Here is a 14,489-nt window from a genome sequence, read left to right as displayed (position 1 = left end):
GGCCGATGCGGCGACCCTATCAGCCAGACCGCTCACCGCCAGATGGTGCAGATCACACGTATGGACAGGGCGAATAACCCACCGTACGGTTGACCTCTCGGCCGACATCAGGATGGTGACCATGGTCCTTCGGGTGGAGCGCGACGACGGGCTCGTGCGGATCACCGTCGACAACCCGCGACGAAGCAACGCCCTCACGGTCACGGACCTCGGGGACCTCCGCGTCGAGCTCGAGCGGATCGCCGGCTCCGACGAGGACCGCGCGGTCCTTCTGAGCGGTGCCGGACCGACGTTCTGCTCGGGCGTGGACGTCGCGGGGATGCCAGACGTGGTCGCCACCGCACGGGCGCTCCACCACCTGCCGCAGGTCGTGGTCGCAGCCGTCGGCGGGCCGGCCGTCGATATCGGGACCGGCATCGCGCTCGCGTGCGACCTCGTCGTCGCCTCGTCACGCGCCTCCTTCCGCCTGGACTCGGTACGACGGGGGCTGCCTCCTACCTTCGGCAGCACCTGGCTGCTCCCCCGCACGGTGGGGCTCCAGGCCGCCAAGCGCCTGGCCCTGCTCGGCGACACCCTCGACGCTGAAGAGGCGCTCCGGCTCGGCCTCGTCGCTCAGGTCGTCCCGCCGGACGCCCTCGACGAGGTCGCCGACCGGATCGCCCGCCGGCTCGCGGACGGCCCTCCGATCGCCCAGACCCTGACGAAGCGCCTGCTCGACGCGTCGTTCGCCAGAGGCTTCGACGAGACCCTCGAGGACGAGGCGGACGCAACCGCGGTCGCGGCGGACTCAGAGGACGTGATGGAGGCGTTCATCGCCATCGCGACCGGCCGTGCACCGGTGTTCGTCGGCGCCTAGACACGCGCGGTGCCCGGCGGTCGAGGCGGCACCTGTAAACCGGCGATACGATCGCGGACGGCGGTGACGAGGCCACCGGCCTCACAGCCGTCCTCGCCCGCGCCCGTCCGGTGCCACCTCCAGCAGCGAGAGGAATGCCATGCCGAGAGTCTCCCGACGTGCCGATGTGCGGTCGACCGCTGCTCGACTGTTCCGCGAGCACGGCTACAGCTCCGCCACGATGGACCTGATCGCCGACACCGTGGGGCTGAACAAGGGGACGCTCTACCACTACTACTCGTCGAAGAGCGCGATCCTCTACGAGCTGCTCTCGGACCAGCTGGACACCACGATCACGCTCCTCGGCAAGGTCCCCGACGAGGGCACCCCCACCGAACGCTTCCGCGAGCTCGTGAGGCTTGAGGTGGCGCAGGCCGCGGGAGCGTCGGACGAGCTCGTGGTCTTCTTCCAGGAGCTGCCCTGGGTCGAGCGGAACCTTCCCGCCGAGCAGGCGAGCGACGTCCTCCGGCGCGTCGAGAAGTACCGCAACTTCTCCCAGAAGCTGCTGAAGGAAGGCATCGCCGCCGGGGAGTTCCGCCCCGTCAACGTCAGCGTCGTCCACTACTCCATCGTCGGCGTGCTGGCCTACATCCCCAACTGGTTCCGCCCGAGGTCAGGCCGCGGCAAGAACGCGGTCGTCGAGGAGCTGACCGAGTTCGTCCTCGCCGGGATCCTCAAGCCGCAGGACTGACGGGATCACAACGTCTCGCCGCCGTCGATCGCGATCAGCTCACCCGTGACGAAGCCCGCCGCGTCGCCGCAGAGGTACGCGACGAGATCGGCGAACTCGTCGAGCTCACCGGTCCGACGCATCGCGACCCGGCTGATCATCTGCTCGCGGGCACGCTCGTCCGCGAACTGCTCGCGCGTCATCTCGGTCTCGAAGTGCCCGGCGGCCACGGCGTTCACGGTGACGCCGTAGCGCCCCCACTCCCGCGCGAGCGAGCGCGTCAGCTGGACGAGCGCTCCCTTCGCGGTGTCGTACCCCACCGTGTACGGCACGGCCCGTCGCACCACGTTGCTGACGACGTTCACGACGCGGCCGCTGCCCCGGGCAAGCATGCCCGGGCCGAACGCGCGGAGCATCCGCACGGCACCGCCGAGGTGGACCTCCATCACGTTCGCCCACTCGCCGTCGCTGATCGGCGTGTCGAAGCCGGGGTACGCGTCCTCGCGACCCGGCAGCGGGACGAACGGCTTGTAGAGGAGGTTGCCGGCGTTGTTCACGAGGATGTCGACGGACCCGAGCTCGCGCACGACCTCGTCGCGCACGGCGTCGACCGCCTCGGTCGACGTGACGTCGACCGACAGCCCGAGGGAGCGCACGCCGCAGGACTTCGCCTCGTCGGCCACGGCGGCGACCTCGTCCAGCGACCGCGCAACGACGGCGACGTCGACCCCGTCGCGCGCGAGCCGCAGGGCCGTCGCCCGTCCGAGTCCACGACCCCCGCCCGTCACGACGGCGACCCGCGAGGCGGTCACCACAGGCTGCCTTCGACGGCTTCCTTGCGGACGACGAGCGCGTGGTGGAGCTCACGCAACCGGGTGGACCGCCGGCCGGACCGCAGCTGCATCGCCTTCGCCCGCCGGAAGTGGTGGTGCAGGATGTGCTCGACCGTCGTGCCGACCCCGCCGTGCACCTGAGCGCCGGTGAGCACCACCTGGACGTACGACCTGCCGGCGGCGAAGACCGCCGCCTGGGCGATCGCCGTCTCGCTGGTTCCGGGCTGCGCGCGGTTCAACGCGTCGTCGCACAGCAGCTGGGCACCGTCCGCGGCGATGACCATGCGCGCGAGGTGGTGGCGTACGGCCTGGAACTTCCCCAGCGGCTGACCGAACTGGTGGCGCTCCAGCGCGTACTTCGCCGTGCGCTCGACGACGTCCTGGGCGCCGCCGACCATCGCGCTGGCCCGCAGCAGGTCGGCACGGGCGACGGCGTCCGCGGCCGTCTCGGCAGGCACGTGCACCGAACGGACGGCCTCGCTCGGAAGCACCAGCCCGTCGAGGTCGAGCCGCACCATCCGCTCGTTGTCGATGCTCGGCACGTCCTGCGCCCGTTCCCCGAAGGCGTCCGCCGCGACGACGGCGCAGATCCAGCCCTCGTCGCGGGTGGGCAGCAGGAGCGCCACCCACTCCGCCTGGGCGAGCCACTCGACGAGGACGGGTGGCCCGCTGAGAGCGAAGCCGCCCGACACGCGCTCGGCGACCACGGTCCGGTCCGGTGGTGAGACGAGGGTCGCGATCGCGCCGCCGACGATGCGCGCCAGCACGTCGTCGTACGTCTTGTGACCGCCGACCGCGTCGAGGACCGTCGCGGTCCGCAACGTGGGGAGCAACGGCGTCGCGAGTGCGGCGCGCCCGCACTCCCGTGCGATGAGCGCGGCGTCGACCAGCGTCCCGTCCGCCCCGCCGACGCGGGCGGGAAGGTGCACGCTGGTCCATCCGAGGTCTCTCATGCGCTCCCAGCGCGCGGACTCGAATCCCGCGACCGAGGCCTCCTGCTCGTTGAGGTAGGTGTTGTCGACGAAGTCGCGGAGGAACGCTCGCGCGGTCGCCTGGACCTGGGCCTCTTCCTCCGACAGGGCGAACGTGGTCATCGCGGCATCCCCAGCCCTTGGTTGGCGATCATGTCGAGCTGGATCTCGTTGGTGCCGCCGCCGAAGCGCCACACCGGCGACGACTGCAGGCCGTGCTCGAGGTGCCCGTGCGCCGGGGCGTACGGCGAACCGTGCGCGATCGCGCCCTCCTCGCCGATCAGGTCCAACCCGGTGTCGCAGATCCGTTGTCGCAGCTCACCCCACCAGATCTTGTTGGCCGACGCCTCGGCGACCGGGACCTTCCCCTCGGCCAGCATGCTCGCGCCGCGCAGCGCGAGGAGGCGGCAGATCTCGACGTCGACCGCGTGCTCGCCCATCCGCTCCTGCAGGGCGTACGCCTCCGGGCTCTCGCCGTCGAGGAGACCGTGCTCGTCGGCCCAACCCGCGAGCTGCTCCAGCTCCCAGCGGGGCTCGTTGTGGAAGAACATCCGCTCGAAGTTCAGGGCGCACACGATCGCCGACCAGCCGTCGTTCTCCTCGCCGATGCGCTGCGACGCGGGGATGCGGACGTCGTCGAGGAACACCGACGTGGTCCGCTCGCCGCCCTGGGTGACGATCGGGGTGACGGTGATGCCCGGCGCGTCCATCGGGACGATGAACAGGCTGACACCGCGGTGGCGGTCCTCCTGCTTGCCCGTCCGGGCGGCGAGCCAGTAGTGCGTCGCGACGTGCCCGCCCGTGGTCCAGATCTTCTGCCCGTTGACGACGTACTCGTCGCCGTCGCGGACGGCGCGGGTACGGAGCGACGCGAGGTCGCTGCCCGCGTCGGGCTCGCTGTAGCCGATCGCGAACACCAGCTCGCCGTTGATGATCCGCGGCAGGTAGTCGGCCTTCTGCTCCTCCGTCCCGGTGAGCATGAGCGTGGGCCCGATGACGTTGAGCGTGAGCAGGCCGTTCGGGAGCCGACGGTTGTAGAGCTCCTCGGCGAACAGCCAGTGCTCGATCTCGGTCCGACCCTGACCGCCGTACTCCTGCGGCCAGGAGACGCCCAGCCAGCCGTCGGCGGCGAGTCGGCGCAGGAAACGACGGCCGTGCTCGCGCGGCTGCATGGGGTCCTCGATGTTCTCCGCCCGCGTGGCGTCGACGAGCTCGGCGTCGAGCCCGTCGAGATAGGACCTCAGCTCGGCGAGGAACGCCCGCTGCGTCGGACCGATGACCGTTTTCACGTGCGCCTCCACGACTGCTTGCCAACGCCCACAGGCTAGAGGCGGGAACGAGGCCTAGTCAACCAACTGGTCGGTTGTGTAGTGTCCGCCGGGTGAGCGACCGTGACTTCCACCACATCACTCCGGCCGAGATCGCCTGGCACCTCGACCTCGGGAAGGACGACCCGGACTTCGTCGACCTGTTCTGGCTCGACGCAGGCCTCGACAACGGCTGGCAGGTCGGCATCGGCCTCTACCGCTGCCGTCCCCACGACGGCGGTCGGCCTGCGATCACCGTCAACCTCCTACGGCCGGGCAAGGACGTCGTCGAGGTCCACGAGACGTACGAGGCCGCCGCGTTCACCCCGACCGAGTTCGGTGGACGGTGGGGCGACGACAACGTCTTGGCCGGCACGTTCGACACCGACGGGAGGCCCGCGTCCGTCCGCCTGTCGGTCGCGATCGACGGGGTACGGATCGAGCTCGCGGGCACGGTGGTCTGCGCGGGCGTGAAGTTCACGTCAGCGTCCCCGGGCTACACGCACTACCGCGAGGAGACCGGGACCGCGGTCGGCTGGTGGCCGGTCGCGCCTCGTACCGACGTCACCGGCCGCATCACGGTCGACGGCGAGGAGACGGTGGTGACCGGGGCGGCCCACCTCGAGAAGCAGCTGTCGTCGCTCCCGCTCGCCGGCGAGGAAGGCGCACCGTCGGCCCAGTCGGTGTGGACGTGGGGCCACTTCACCTGCGGCGACTACACGGGGATCTGGACCGACTCGGCGGCCTCCGCCCGACTCGGCTACCGGCACTTCACCCCGTTCGTGCTCTATCGCGGCAGCGAGCCCGTCCTGAGCACGTTCGCGTCCTCCAGCAGCGTCGAACGGTTCACGACCGAGCCGAGTACGGGGCTCCCGCGCCCGCAGGTCGTCACCCTGAAGGCCTCGGACGGTCAGCGCGACTTCTTCGCGCGCCTCCTCGACGGCCGGGTCAGCGACCAGTTCGAGCTCAACGGTGTCGCCGGGGCGTACTACTGCCGCCAGGTCGGGCGCATCGAGGCAGAGATCCACCACTGGGGTGCGCGCACGCGCATCGACGGCGAGGCCGTCCACGAGTGGGGCACGCAGGCCGGCAACTTCCCGTTCGAACGCTCGCGAAGAGGAGACCACGCATGACCACGCTCGACCCAGAACACGGGACACAGCCACCCGGGAGCACGTGCATCGGCGTCGACGTCGGCGGCACGTTCACCGACGCGATCCTGTCCGACGGCACCACGGTGTGGCGCGCCAAGGCGCCGAGCACCCCCGGCAACCTCGGGGCAGGGGTGCTCGACGCCTGCGAGCGGGTGGCCGAGCGGGCCGGCACCACGCTCGACGCGCTCCTTCCGAGCGTCGCCCGGTTCGGCCTCGGCACGACCGCGGTGACCAACGCCATCGCCTCGCGCGCGGGACGTCGCCTCGGGCTCGTCACCACCCAGGGCTTCGAGGACCTCGTCCCGATGGCCCGGGCGATGCGGACGCACGTCGACGGCTGGCTGACCACTCCCGACTCCTTGGTCGACCGTGAACGCATCCGCGGTGTCCGCGAACGGATCGACCGCACGGGCACCGTGCTGACCGCGCTCGAGCCGGCGGACGTCGTCGCCGAGGTCGAGTGGCTCGTCGACCACCACCAGATCGAGGGCCTGACGATCTCCTTCCTCTGGTCGTGCGTCAACGACGCGCACGAGAGCGCCGCCGTCGCCGCCGTGCGCGAGCGGTTCCCCGACCTGCCGGTCACCTCCGGCGCCGAGCTGCTGCCGGTGGTCAAGGAGTTCGAGCGCACCCAGTTCGCGCTGCTGAACGCGTACACCGGTGGCGCCCTCGACGGTGTCGACACGCTCGCCGCCGAGCTGGCCGCGCGAGGACTGCGGGTGTCGCCGCTGCTGGTGCACTCCGGCGGCGGGTCGATCAGCGTGGCCGAGGGACGCCGCGTCCCCGCCACCATGGCCGAGTCCGGGCCTGCCGCGGGCGTCATCGCCGCCCAGGCGATCTGCGCCGCGACCGGGATCAGCAACGCCGTCACCGGCGACGTGGGTGGGACGTCCTTCGACGTGTCGTTCATCTCCGACGGTGTGGCGTCACGGCGCAGCACCGGCGAGCTGATGGGGATCTGGACCGCCCTGCCGATGATCGACATCAACTCGATCGGCACCGGCGGCGGGTCCGTCGGCTGGGTGGACTCGCTCAACATCCTGCGCGTCGGGCCACGCTCGGCCGGCGCGAGCCCAGGCCCCGCCTGCTACGGCCGGGGCGGCTCGGAGCCGACCGTCACCGACGCGCTCGTGGTGCTCGGCTACATCGATCCCGCGCAGTTCCTCGGCGGCACGATGGCCCTGGACAGCGACGCCGCGCGGGCAGTCTGCTCGCAGCTCGGCGAGCAGCTGGGGATGAGCGCCGTCGAGGCCGCCTGGGGCATCTGGGAGGTCGCGAAGTCCAGCATGACCCGCGCGCTGCGGGCCCGGTTCGCCGAGCAGGGCGTCGACCAGCGCGAGTTCTCGCTGATCACGATGGGCGGGTGCGGCGCGCTGTCGAGCGCGGAGATCGCCCGCGAGCTCGGGCTGCGCGGCGTCGTCGTCCCCGAGCTCGCCTCCGTCCTGTCCGCGTTCGGTGCCGCCACCTCGGACGTACGCCGCGAGCGCAGCCGAGCGGTGTCGGTCCTGCTGCCCGACGGAAGCGACGTGCTGGCGCAGACCGCGAAGGAGCTGGCTGCCGAGGTCCGCGCCGACCTCGCGGCCGACGAGGTGCCGGACGAGGACGTCACGATCGGGCTGATCGCCGACGTCCGGTTCTTCCGCCAGCACTACGAGCTGCAGATCCCGTGGGACGGCGGCCTCGACGAGGACGGGCAGGCCGCGCTCGTCGAGCGCTTCACGCGGGAGTACGTCTCCCGGTACGGCTCCGGCGCCGTCTCCACCGGAGCGCCGGTCGAGCTGGTCACGCTGCGGGCGTACGGCCTGGGCGCCACCGTCCGGGCGTCCCTGGCGCAGTACGACGACGGCCCCGGCGGCGTACCCGCGACCAGCGGCGAGCGTCTGGTGCACCTCACCCGGGGCGCCGAGCCCACTCCCGTGCCGACCGTCCTCGGCGACACCCTGCAGGCCGGGCACCGCCTCACGGGTCCGGCCGTCGTCGACGCCGCCGACACCACGATCTGGGTCCCCGAGACCTTCACCGCCACCGTCGACTCCTACCGCAACCTGCACCTGGAGGCAGCGAAATGACCCTCACCGACCACCGGACGGCGTCCGACCCGATCGCCTTGGAGGTGCTGCGCTCCCGCCTTCAGGCCGTCGCCGAGGAGGGCGCGATCACCATCGAGCGCACCGCGATCAGCCCCATCATCATCGAGAGCCGTGACTACTCCTGCACGCTGCTGGAGGCGGACGGCTCGATGATGGTGGCCGGCGGCGCCATCTCGCACCACTTCGGCATCTGCGGACCGGCCGTCCACGTCACCATGGCGAGCCACGACACCATCTCCCCTGGGGACGTCTTCCTGTCCAACGACCCCTACAACGGCGGCGGGCTGCACCCGCAGGACGTCGTCGTCCAGATGCCCGTGTTCCACGGCGACACCCTGATCGCGTGGGTCGTGAACTCCGGTCACCTCATCGACCTGGGCGGCATGGTCTTCGGGTCGTGGACGCCGGCGGCGACCGAGTGCTACCAGGAGGCCTTGCGGTTCCCGCCCGTACGCCTGTTCCGCGCGGGCGTCGAGCAGCCCGACGTGTGGGGCATCCTGCGGACCAACGTCCGTCAGGCCGACATGGTCGAGATGGACATGCGGAGCCTCGTGGCCGGCTGCCAGGTCGCCGCGGACAAGCTCGTCGCCATCGCCGACAGCATGGGCACGGAGGGGTTCGTCGACGGGGCCGCGGAGCTGCGCCGCCTGGCCGAGACCGAGATGCGCCGCCGCATCGGCCAGCTCGCCGACGGCGAGTACCGCTACGACATGTGGGTCGAGTGGCACGAGGAGCTGTACGAGGTGCCGACGCGGATGACGGTGCGCGGCGACGAGCTGGTCTTCGACTTCGAGGGAGCGCCACCGCAGGCCCCCCACTTCTTCAACACCCAGCCGCACATCGTGACCGCAGGCGTCGTGGGCGACATCTCCGACGTGCTCACGTACGACCTGCCGCTGAACGAGGGCATGTTCGCGCCGGTCACGGTGAACTGTCCGAAGGGCACGATCATGCACAGCGCGCCGCCGGCGCCGGTCGCCTCCGCCCACTGCGACGTCGCGCTCGCGGCGTCCACCGCCGCCACGGAGTGCGTGATGATGGCGATCGCCGCCTCCGACGAGAGCGAGGTCGCCCACCTCGCGACCGGCCCCATCGCCTCGACCACGCTGGCGATCCAGACCTGGGCGTACGTCGGACCCGCCGGGCCTGACGGCTGGATGATGCTGGACGGCGCGATGGGCGGGGCCGCCGCGGCGCACGACCACGACGGGATCGACCTGTCGAACTTCATGGTGTCGCGGGCACAGATCATGGAGGCGAGCGACGTCGAGTCGCTCGAGTCGGCGTACCCGATGCTCATCGACTTCAAGCGGGCCCGCGGTGGCGCGTTCGGCGAGGGGACCTTCCGCAGTGGCGGAGGCGCCCACATGCAGCTGCGACCGCACGGCGTCGCCCAGATCGTCGGGCAGTGCCTGGCGATCCGCGAGGACGTCCCCCTCAACGGTGCGGCCGGCGGCTTCCCGGGCGGGGTGTGCGAGTTCACCCTGCACCGTGCCGACGGCACCAGCGACACGCTGCCGGGCAAGAGCAGCAACGTGGTGCTCGCCGAGGGGGACGCCGTCGAGTTCGCGCTGGCCACGGCGGGCGGCTACGGCGACCCGCTGGACCGGGAGCCCGACAGGGTCGCCCGCGACGTACGGTGCCACCGCATCACGCCCGAGGTGGCGCTGACCTCGTACGGGGTCGTCGTGGAGCACGGCCAGCCTGTCCTCGACGCCACCGCGCAGCGCCGCGACCGGATCAGGGCGGAGCGGCTCGCGGCGGCCCAGCCGGCGGCGAAGCCGGTAGCCGGACCGGCACGGCCAGGCGACCTCGACCAGGCTCCGCACCCGCTGTTCGTCGGCGTCGAGCGCCGTGGCGCGACCGCGGTCGCCGCGCAGAGCGGCGCGATCCTCGCGCACGCGCCGGACTCCTGGACCGACGGGTGTCCGACGCTCGAGCGTCAGGTCGCCGCCGCCATCGTCGAGCGGACCTACCTCGATCCGGAGACCGGACGCACCTTGCTGGTCGAGGCGGTCCCGTCGGGGTCACCGCTCAGCGTCGCGGCCCAGCCGGACCACTGGACGAGGGCGTGACGACGATGACCGCGCTCCGCTCCGACGCCCGGGACGCGTACGACTCCGTTGTCTGGGACGGCGTCCAGCACAGCTATCGCCCGTCCCCTGACTGGCGGGACCGCGTCTCGCCGACGCTCGCGATCGACACGGTCGCCGACGATGACCTCGACCCGGTCACGTTCGAGGTCCTCCGCAACCGGCTCTGGACGCTCAACCTCGCCCACGGCGACACGCTCTCCCGCATGTCGGGCTCGCCCATCTTCCAGGCCCTCGACTTCAACATGTCGATCCTCACCGAGGACGGCGAGATCGTGATGGGGGCACCGTTCATCCAGTACCTCAACACCGGCTCGCCGCTGATGGTCCGCTACCTGATGGAGCGCCTGAGCGACAACCCCGGGATCGACGAGGGCGACATCTTCCTCGCCAGCGACCCGTGGATCGGCGCCTCGCACCAGATGGACGTCTGCATCGCGGCACCGGTGTTCGTCGACGGCAAGCTGTTCGCGTGGGTGTCCAACGCCGCGCAGCAGTACGACCTGGGCGGCATCGTGCCTGGCGGCTGGCCGCAGAACGCACCCGACATCTTCAGCGACCCGATCATCTTCCGCCCGTTCAAGCTGGTCGAGCGGGGCGTGCTGCGGCCCGACCTCGAGGAGATGTTCCGCCGCCAGTCGCGCCTGCCGGACATGGTCGCCCTCGACCTGCGCGCCCAGCTCGCCGGGTGCCGGTTCGCGGCGAAGCGGCTTCAGGAGACGTGCGAGGAGTTCGGCGCCTCGACCGTGAAGGCGGCGATGCGGACCATCCTCGACAACGCTCAGGCGGCCTTCGCGCGCAAGCTCGAGCGCGTCCCGGACTGCACCCTGAGCGACGTCCTCTACTTCGACGAGAAGATGCCCGGCGACCGGACGACGCACCGCGTGCAGTTCAACGTGACCAAACGCGGCTCGCGCCTGATCATCGACAACGTCGGCACCGATCCGCAGGTCGACGGGCCGATCGGCTTCACGTACATGAACTTCGCCGGCGTCGTCCTCGGCGTCGTCGGCCAGACCATGCTCCACGAGCACACCTTCTCGGTCGGCGGGGCAGAGCGGCAGATCGACTTCCGCCCGCTGCCCGGGACGCTGAGCTGCGTCGACTACCCCGCCGCCGTCAGCGGCAGCGTGCTCAACGTCAGCAGCGCGTACATGCGGCTGCACAACGTGTTCTCCCGCCTGATGGCCTGCGACCCGCAGCTCAAGGAGGACCTGGTCGTCTCCGGCCCTGACGTGCCGCTGACCGTGATCGCGGGCGCCGACGAGGGCGGTCGCGTGTTCGGTACGGCGCTGACCGAGGCCTCCGGCTTCGGCGGCGGCGCGCGGTCGCACTCCGACGGCGTCGACACGAGCGGAGCCTCGTACATCCCGCTCATCCGGATGCCCAACATCGAGGCCAGCGAGCAGTTCTACCCGATGCTCGTGATGTACCGCCGAGAGGCTTCTGACACCGGCGGCGCCGGCCGATGGCGCGGCGGGGTCGGCATGGAGGTGGCGATCACGCCGTACCACGCGGCAGCGATCGACATCGTCACCAACGCCGGCGGTCAGGGGGTGTCGACCAACCAGGCCGTCGGGGTCTTCGGTGGTCTCCCGTCACCGACGGCCCGGTACGAGGTGCTGACCGGCACCGACGTGCGCCGCCGTTGGGCCGACGGCGAGATGCCGCGCGACGTCGCCGAGCTGGCGCGGCGCGAGGCGCAGGCGCTGCGCGGCAAGTCCAACGGGACCCCGTTGAACGCCGACGACGTGCTGCTCCTCGTCGTGTGCGGCGGTGGCGGCTACGGCGACCCGCTCGACCGCGAGCCCGAGCGGGTGGCCGAGGACGTGGCGCAGGGACGGGTGTCGGTCGAGGCGGCCGCCGGGCTGTACGGCGTGGTGCTCGACGGCGCCCGGACCGACGCGGTGCAGGTCGACGCCGACGCGACGGCGCAGCGGCGTACGGCGATCCGCGCCGAGCGGGCAACTTGGCAACCAGCGGCCGAGGTCTTCGGCGAGGCTGCTCCGTACGAGGTGGCGCCGGCGACCGCAGGGCCCGCGGTGCCCGTCCACGAGTACGTGGTCGCCCGCGACGACGGCGAGCGCCGGGTGCTCGCCTGCGCGACGTGCGACCGCGTCCTGTCCGACTACCGCGAGAACTACAAGCGCGGGCTGCTCGTCGACCAGACCGGCGTCGACGTGCTCCCCCGCGTCGACGACCCTCGGACGTTCCTGGACGAGGACATGGTCCTGCGGCGCTACTGCTGCCCGGGCTGCCAGACGTTGATGACGATCGAGATCGCCCGCGCGGGCGAGCCCATGCTGACGGAGGTGGTGTTCCGATGACCGGCCGCTACGTGATCGGTGTCGACATCGGTGGCACGTTCACCGACTGCGTGGTCCTCGACGACGAGGGCCGGATCGCGATCGGGAAGGCGCCGTCGACCCCGCCGGACTTCCACGAGGGTTTCCTCGCCGCGATCGAGGTCGCGGCAGGTCGGATCGGCATCGGCGCCGACGAGCTGATCGGCCAGGCGCGCGCGATCGTGCACGGCTGCACGGTCGCGACGAACGCGCTGGTCGAGAAGCGCACGTCCCGTACGGCGCTCCTCACGACCGCGGGGCACGGCGACACGCTGTCGTTCATGCAGGCCGGGCACCGGCTCGCCGGGCTCGACGCGCGCCAGATCGCGCGCCTTGCGGGGCACACCAAGCCCGAGGCGCTGATCCCGAAGGCGATGGTGGTCGAGGTCGACGAGCGCATCGCCGCCGACGGCGCGGTCATCGTGGCGCTCGACGAGGACCGCGTACGCGAGCAGGTCAGGGCGCTGGTCGCCGACGGGGTGGAGGCCTTCGCGGTCACCTTCTTGTGGTCGACCGCCAACGACGCGCACGAGCGTCTCGTCGGCCGCATCATCAACGAGGAGGCGCCCGGGGCGTTCCTGTCGCTCAGCGGCGACGTCAGTCCGCGGCCGGGCGAGTACCAGCGCAGCGTCGCGACCGCGATCAACGCCATGATCGGCCCGGTGACCAGCACGTACCTGCAGCAGCTCACGGCGCGGCTGCGGGCGTTGGGCTACGCGGGCGAGCTCTCCGTGATGAGCTGCACCGGCGGGCTGATCGACGCCGAGCGCGCGAGCCGGCTCCCTCTGCTCACGATCGGCTCCGGGCCGGTGGCGGGGCTGATCGGCGCCGGCAAGCTGGCTCAGGCGATGGGTGGTGACGACGCCGCTGGGGACGGCAACGTGCTCACCGGAGACATGGGCGGCACGACCTTCGACGTCGGCGTCATCCGGCGCGGCCAGCCCGTCACCCGGACCGAGACCCGCTACGGCCAGTACGAATACTTCGTCCCCACGCTCGACGTACGCTCCGTCGGCTCGGGCGGCGGCAGCATCGTCGCGTACGACGAGGAGACCGCAAGCCTTCGCGTCGGTCCGCAGAGCGCGGGCGCCGTCCCCGGCCCGGCGGCGTACCTGCGCGGCGGCGAGGAGGCCACCGTCACCGACGCCGACCTCGTGCTGGGCTACCTCAACCCGGAGTACTTCCTCGGCGGCGACCTCGCCCTCGGCACCCGCGCCGCACGCGACGCCCTGGCGCGCGCGGGCGAGCCGCTGGGCTTCACCGTCGAGCAGACGGCCGCCGCGGCCGCCCGGATCGTCGACGACCAGATGGCCGACGCGATCCGGCTCTCGAGCATCCAGCAGGGGTACGACCCGCGTTCGTGCGTGATGTACGCGTACGGCGGCGCGGGCGCCGTCCACTGCCCGCAGGTCGCGCGCAGCCTCGGGATCCGGACCCTGGTGGTGCCGCTCGGGGACCTCGCGGCGGGTTGGTCGGCCTTCGGCGTCGCGTCGTCCGACGCGATGCTCGTGCAGGACCTGCCGCTCGTCCTGGCGTCGCCCTTCGACCCCGACGCGCTCAACAACGCGTGGAAGCAGCTCGAGGAGGAGGTCCGCGTCGCCATGCCCGCCGGGATGCGCGACGCGAACCCGACCCTCGAGCGCTCCGTCGAGATGCGCTACACGATGCAGGTCAACCAGATCCGCATCCCCGCGCCCGACGGCGTCTACGGTCCCGACGAGATCGCGCAGCTCCTCACAGCGTTCGAGGAGGAGTACGAGCGCCTCTACGGGCAGGGCAGCGGCTACCCGGTCGCAGGCTTCATGGTCACGTCGCTGCGGGTCAGCGCCCGGGCGCAGATTGCGGCCGCGGAGCTGACCGCCCGAGGCGACGGCGTACCGCACGACGTCGTACCCGCCGGCGAGCGCGACGTGATCTGGTACGAGCTCGGCCCGGACCCGGTGCGTACGCCGGTCTACCGCGGGGAGGACGTCACCACCGGCGCCCGCATCGTCGGGCCCGCGATCGTGGAGTTCGTCGACACCACGCTCGTGCTCCGGCAGGGGCAGCGCGCGATGGTGGACGCCTACGACAGCATCGTGATCGAGACCTGAGCCCGCCGCCCGCCACCCGCCGCCCCACGATTTGCCGC

10 protein-coding genes are annotated in these 14,489 nt (G+C 71.6%); 7 read left to right on the top strand and 3 right to left on the bottom strand.

Annotation, left to right across the window (positions count from 1 at the left end; all coding sequences use genetic code 11):
* The first annotated feature begins 121 nt into the window (after window positions 1–121).
* Both ACQSSQ_RS02570 and ACQSSQ_RS02565 read left to right on the top strand, forming a co-directional pair.
* The gene (locus ACQSSQ_RS02570) at window positions 122–856 is read left to right on the top strand and encodes an enoyl-CoA hydratase-related protein (protein ID WP_431325464.1); all 735 of its coding nucleotides are present in this window, start codon (window positions 122–124) and stop codon (window positions 854–856) included.
* A 139-nt stretch (window positions 857–995) separates the two neighbouring features.
* Entirely contained in the window at window positions 996–1,586 is a 591-nt protein-coding gene (locus ACQSSQ_RS02565) for a TetR/AcrR family transcriptional regulator (protein WP_431325463.1), read from the top strand.
* Window positions 1,587–1,591: 5 nt separating this feature from the next.
* Here the strand turns inward: ACQSSQ_RS02565 and ACQSSQ_RS02560 are convergent, their stop codons facing one another.
* The 3 genes from ACQSSQ_RS02560 to ACQSSQ_RS02550 are packed head-to-tail and all read right to left on the bottom strand — an operon-like array spanning window position 1,592 to window position 4,658.
* Window positions 1,592–2,377 carry an SDR family NAD(P)-dependent oxidoreductase gene (locus ACQSSQ_RS02560; protein ID WP_431325462.1) on the bottom strand — a complete coding sequence of 262 codons (786 nt, stop codon included), beginning with the start codon at window positions 2,375–2,377 and terminating at the stop codon, window positions 1,592–1,594.
* Window positions 2,374–3,492: an acyl-CoA dehydrogenase family protein gene (locus tag ACQSSQ_RS02555; protein ID WP_431325461.1), complete on the bottom strand. Its 1,119-nt coding sequence runs from the start codon at window positions 3,490–3,492 to the stop codon at window positions 2,374–2,376. The genes ACQSSQ_RS02560 and ACQSSQ_RS02555 overlap by 4 nt, the downstream gene beginning before the upstream one ends.
* The gene (locus tag ACQSSQ_RS02550) at window positions 3,489–4,658 is read right to left on the bottom strand and encodes an acyl-CoA dehydrogenase family protein (RefSeq protein ID WP_431325460.1); all 1,170 of its coding nucleotides are present in this window, start codon (window positions 4,656–4,658) and stop codon (window positions 3,489–3,491) included. Before ACQSSQ_RS02550 ends, ACQSSQ_RS02555 begins: the two co-directional genes overlap by 4 nt.
* A 92-nt stretch (window positions 4,659–4,750) precedes the next feature.
* Between ACQSSQ_RS02550 and ACQSSQ_RS02545 the strand changes: the two genes are divergently transcribed.
* The 5 genes from ACQSSQ_RS02545 to ACQSSQ_RS02525 are packed head-to-tail and all read left to right on the top strand — an operon-like array spanning window position 4,751 to window position 14,451.
* Window positions 4,751–5,809: a hypothetical protein gene (locus ACQSSQ_RS02545; protein ID WP_431325459.1), complete on the top strand. Its 1,059-nt coding sequence runs from the start codon at window positions 4,751–4,753 to the stop codon at window positions 5,807–5,809.
* Complete coding sequence (locus ACQSSQ_RS02540; RefSeq protein WP_431325458.1) at window positions 5,806–7,899, top strand: hydantoinase/oxoprolinase family protein; 2,094 nt, start codon at window positions 5,806–5,808, stop codon at window positions 7,897–7,899. The genes ACQSSQ_RS02545 and ACQSSQ_RS02540 overlap by 4 nt, the downstream gene beginning before the upstream one ends.
* A complete protein-coding gene (locus ACQSSQ_RS02535; protein ID WP_431325457.1) occupies window positions 7,896–9,995 on the top strand; it encodes a hydantoinase B/oxoprolinase family protein in 2,100 nt (699 codons plus the stop codon). Before ACQSSQ_RS02540 ends, ACQSSQ_RS02535 begins: the two co-directional genes overlap by 4 nt.
* A gap of 5 nt (window positions 9,996–10,000) precedes the next feature.
* Complete coding sequence (locus ACQSSQ_RS02530; RefSeq protein ID WP_431326766.1) at window positions 10,001–12,340, top strand: hydantoinase B/oxoprolinase family protein; 2,340 nt, start codon at window positions 10,001–10,003, stop codon at window positions 12,338–12,340.
* Window positions 12,337–14,451 (top strand): hydantoinase/oxoprolinase family protein, encoded by a 2,115-nt coding sequence (locus ACQSSQ_RS02525; RefSeq protein WP_431325456.1) that lies wholly within the window; start codon window positions 12,337–12,339, stop codon window positions 14,449–14,451. Before ACQSSQ_RS02530 ends, ACQSSQ_RS02525 begins: the two co-directional genes overlap by 4 nt.
* Window positions 14,452–14,489 lie beyond the last annotated feature (38 nt).

Origin of the sequence: Mumia spirodelae, from assembly GCF_050632745.1 — a bacterium.
Taxonomy (GTDB): Bacteria; Actinomycetota; Actinomycetes; order Propionibacteriales; family Nocardioidaceae; genus Mumia.
The sequence above is the reverse complement of the archived record's forward strand: the minus strand, read 5'-3'. Positions and strand labels throughout refer to the sequence as shown.

Excerpts from the sequence above, each read along its gene's own strand:
- ACQSSQ_RS02530 (WP_431326766.1), top strand. The coding sequence starts at position 10,001 with ATGACCGCGCTCCGCTCCGACGCCCGGGACGCGTACGACTCCGTTGTC.
- ACQSSQ_RS02525 (WP_431325456.1), top strand. The coding sequence starts at position 12,337 with ATGACCGGCCGCTACGTGATCGGTGTCGACATCGGTGGCACGTTCACC.
- ACQSSQ_RS02540 (WP_431325458.1), top strand. The coding sequence starts at position 5,806 with ATGACCACGCTCGACCCAGAACACGGGACACAGCCACCCGGGAGCACG.
- ACQSSQ_RS02535 (WP_431325457.1), top strand. The coding sequence starts at position 7,896 with ATGACCCTCACCGACCACCGGACGGCGTCCGACCCGATCGCCTTGGAG.
- ACQSSQ_RS02555 (WP_431325461.1), bottom strand. The coding sequence starts at position 3,492 with ATGACCACGTTCGCCCTGTCGGAGGAAGAGGCCCAGGTCCAGGCGACC.
- ACQSSQ_RS02570 (WP_431325464.1), top strand. The coding sequence starts at position 122 with ATGGTCCTTCGGGTGGAGCGCGACGACGGGCTCGTGCGGATCACCGTC.
- ACQSSQ_RS02565 (WP_431325463.1), top strand. The coding sequence starts at position 996 with ATGCCGAGAGTCTCCCGACGTGCCGATGTGCGGTCGACCGCTGCTCGA.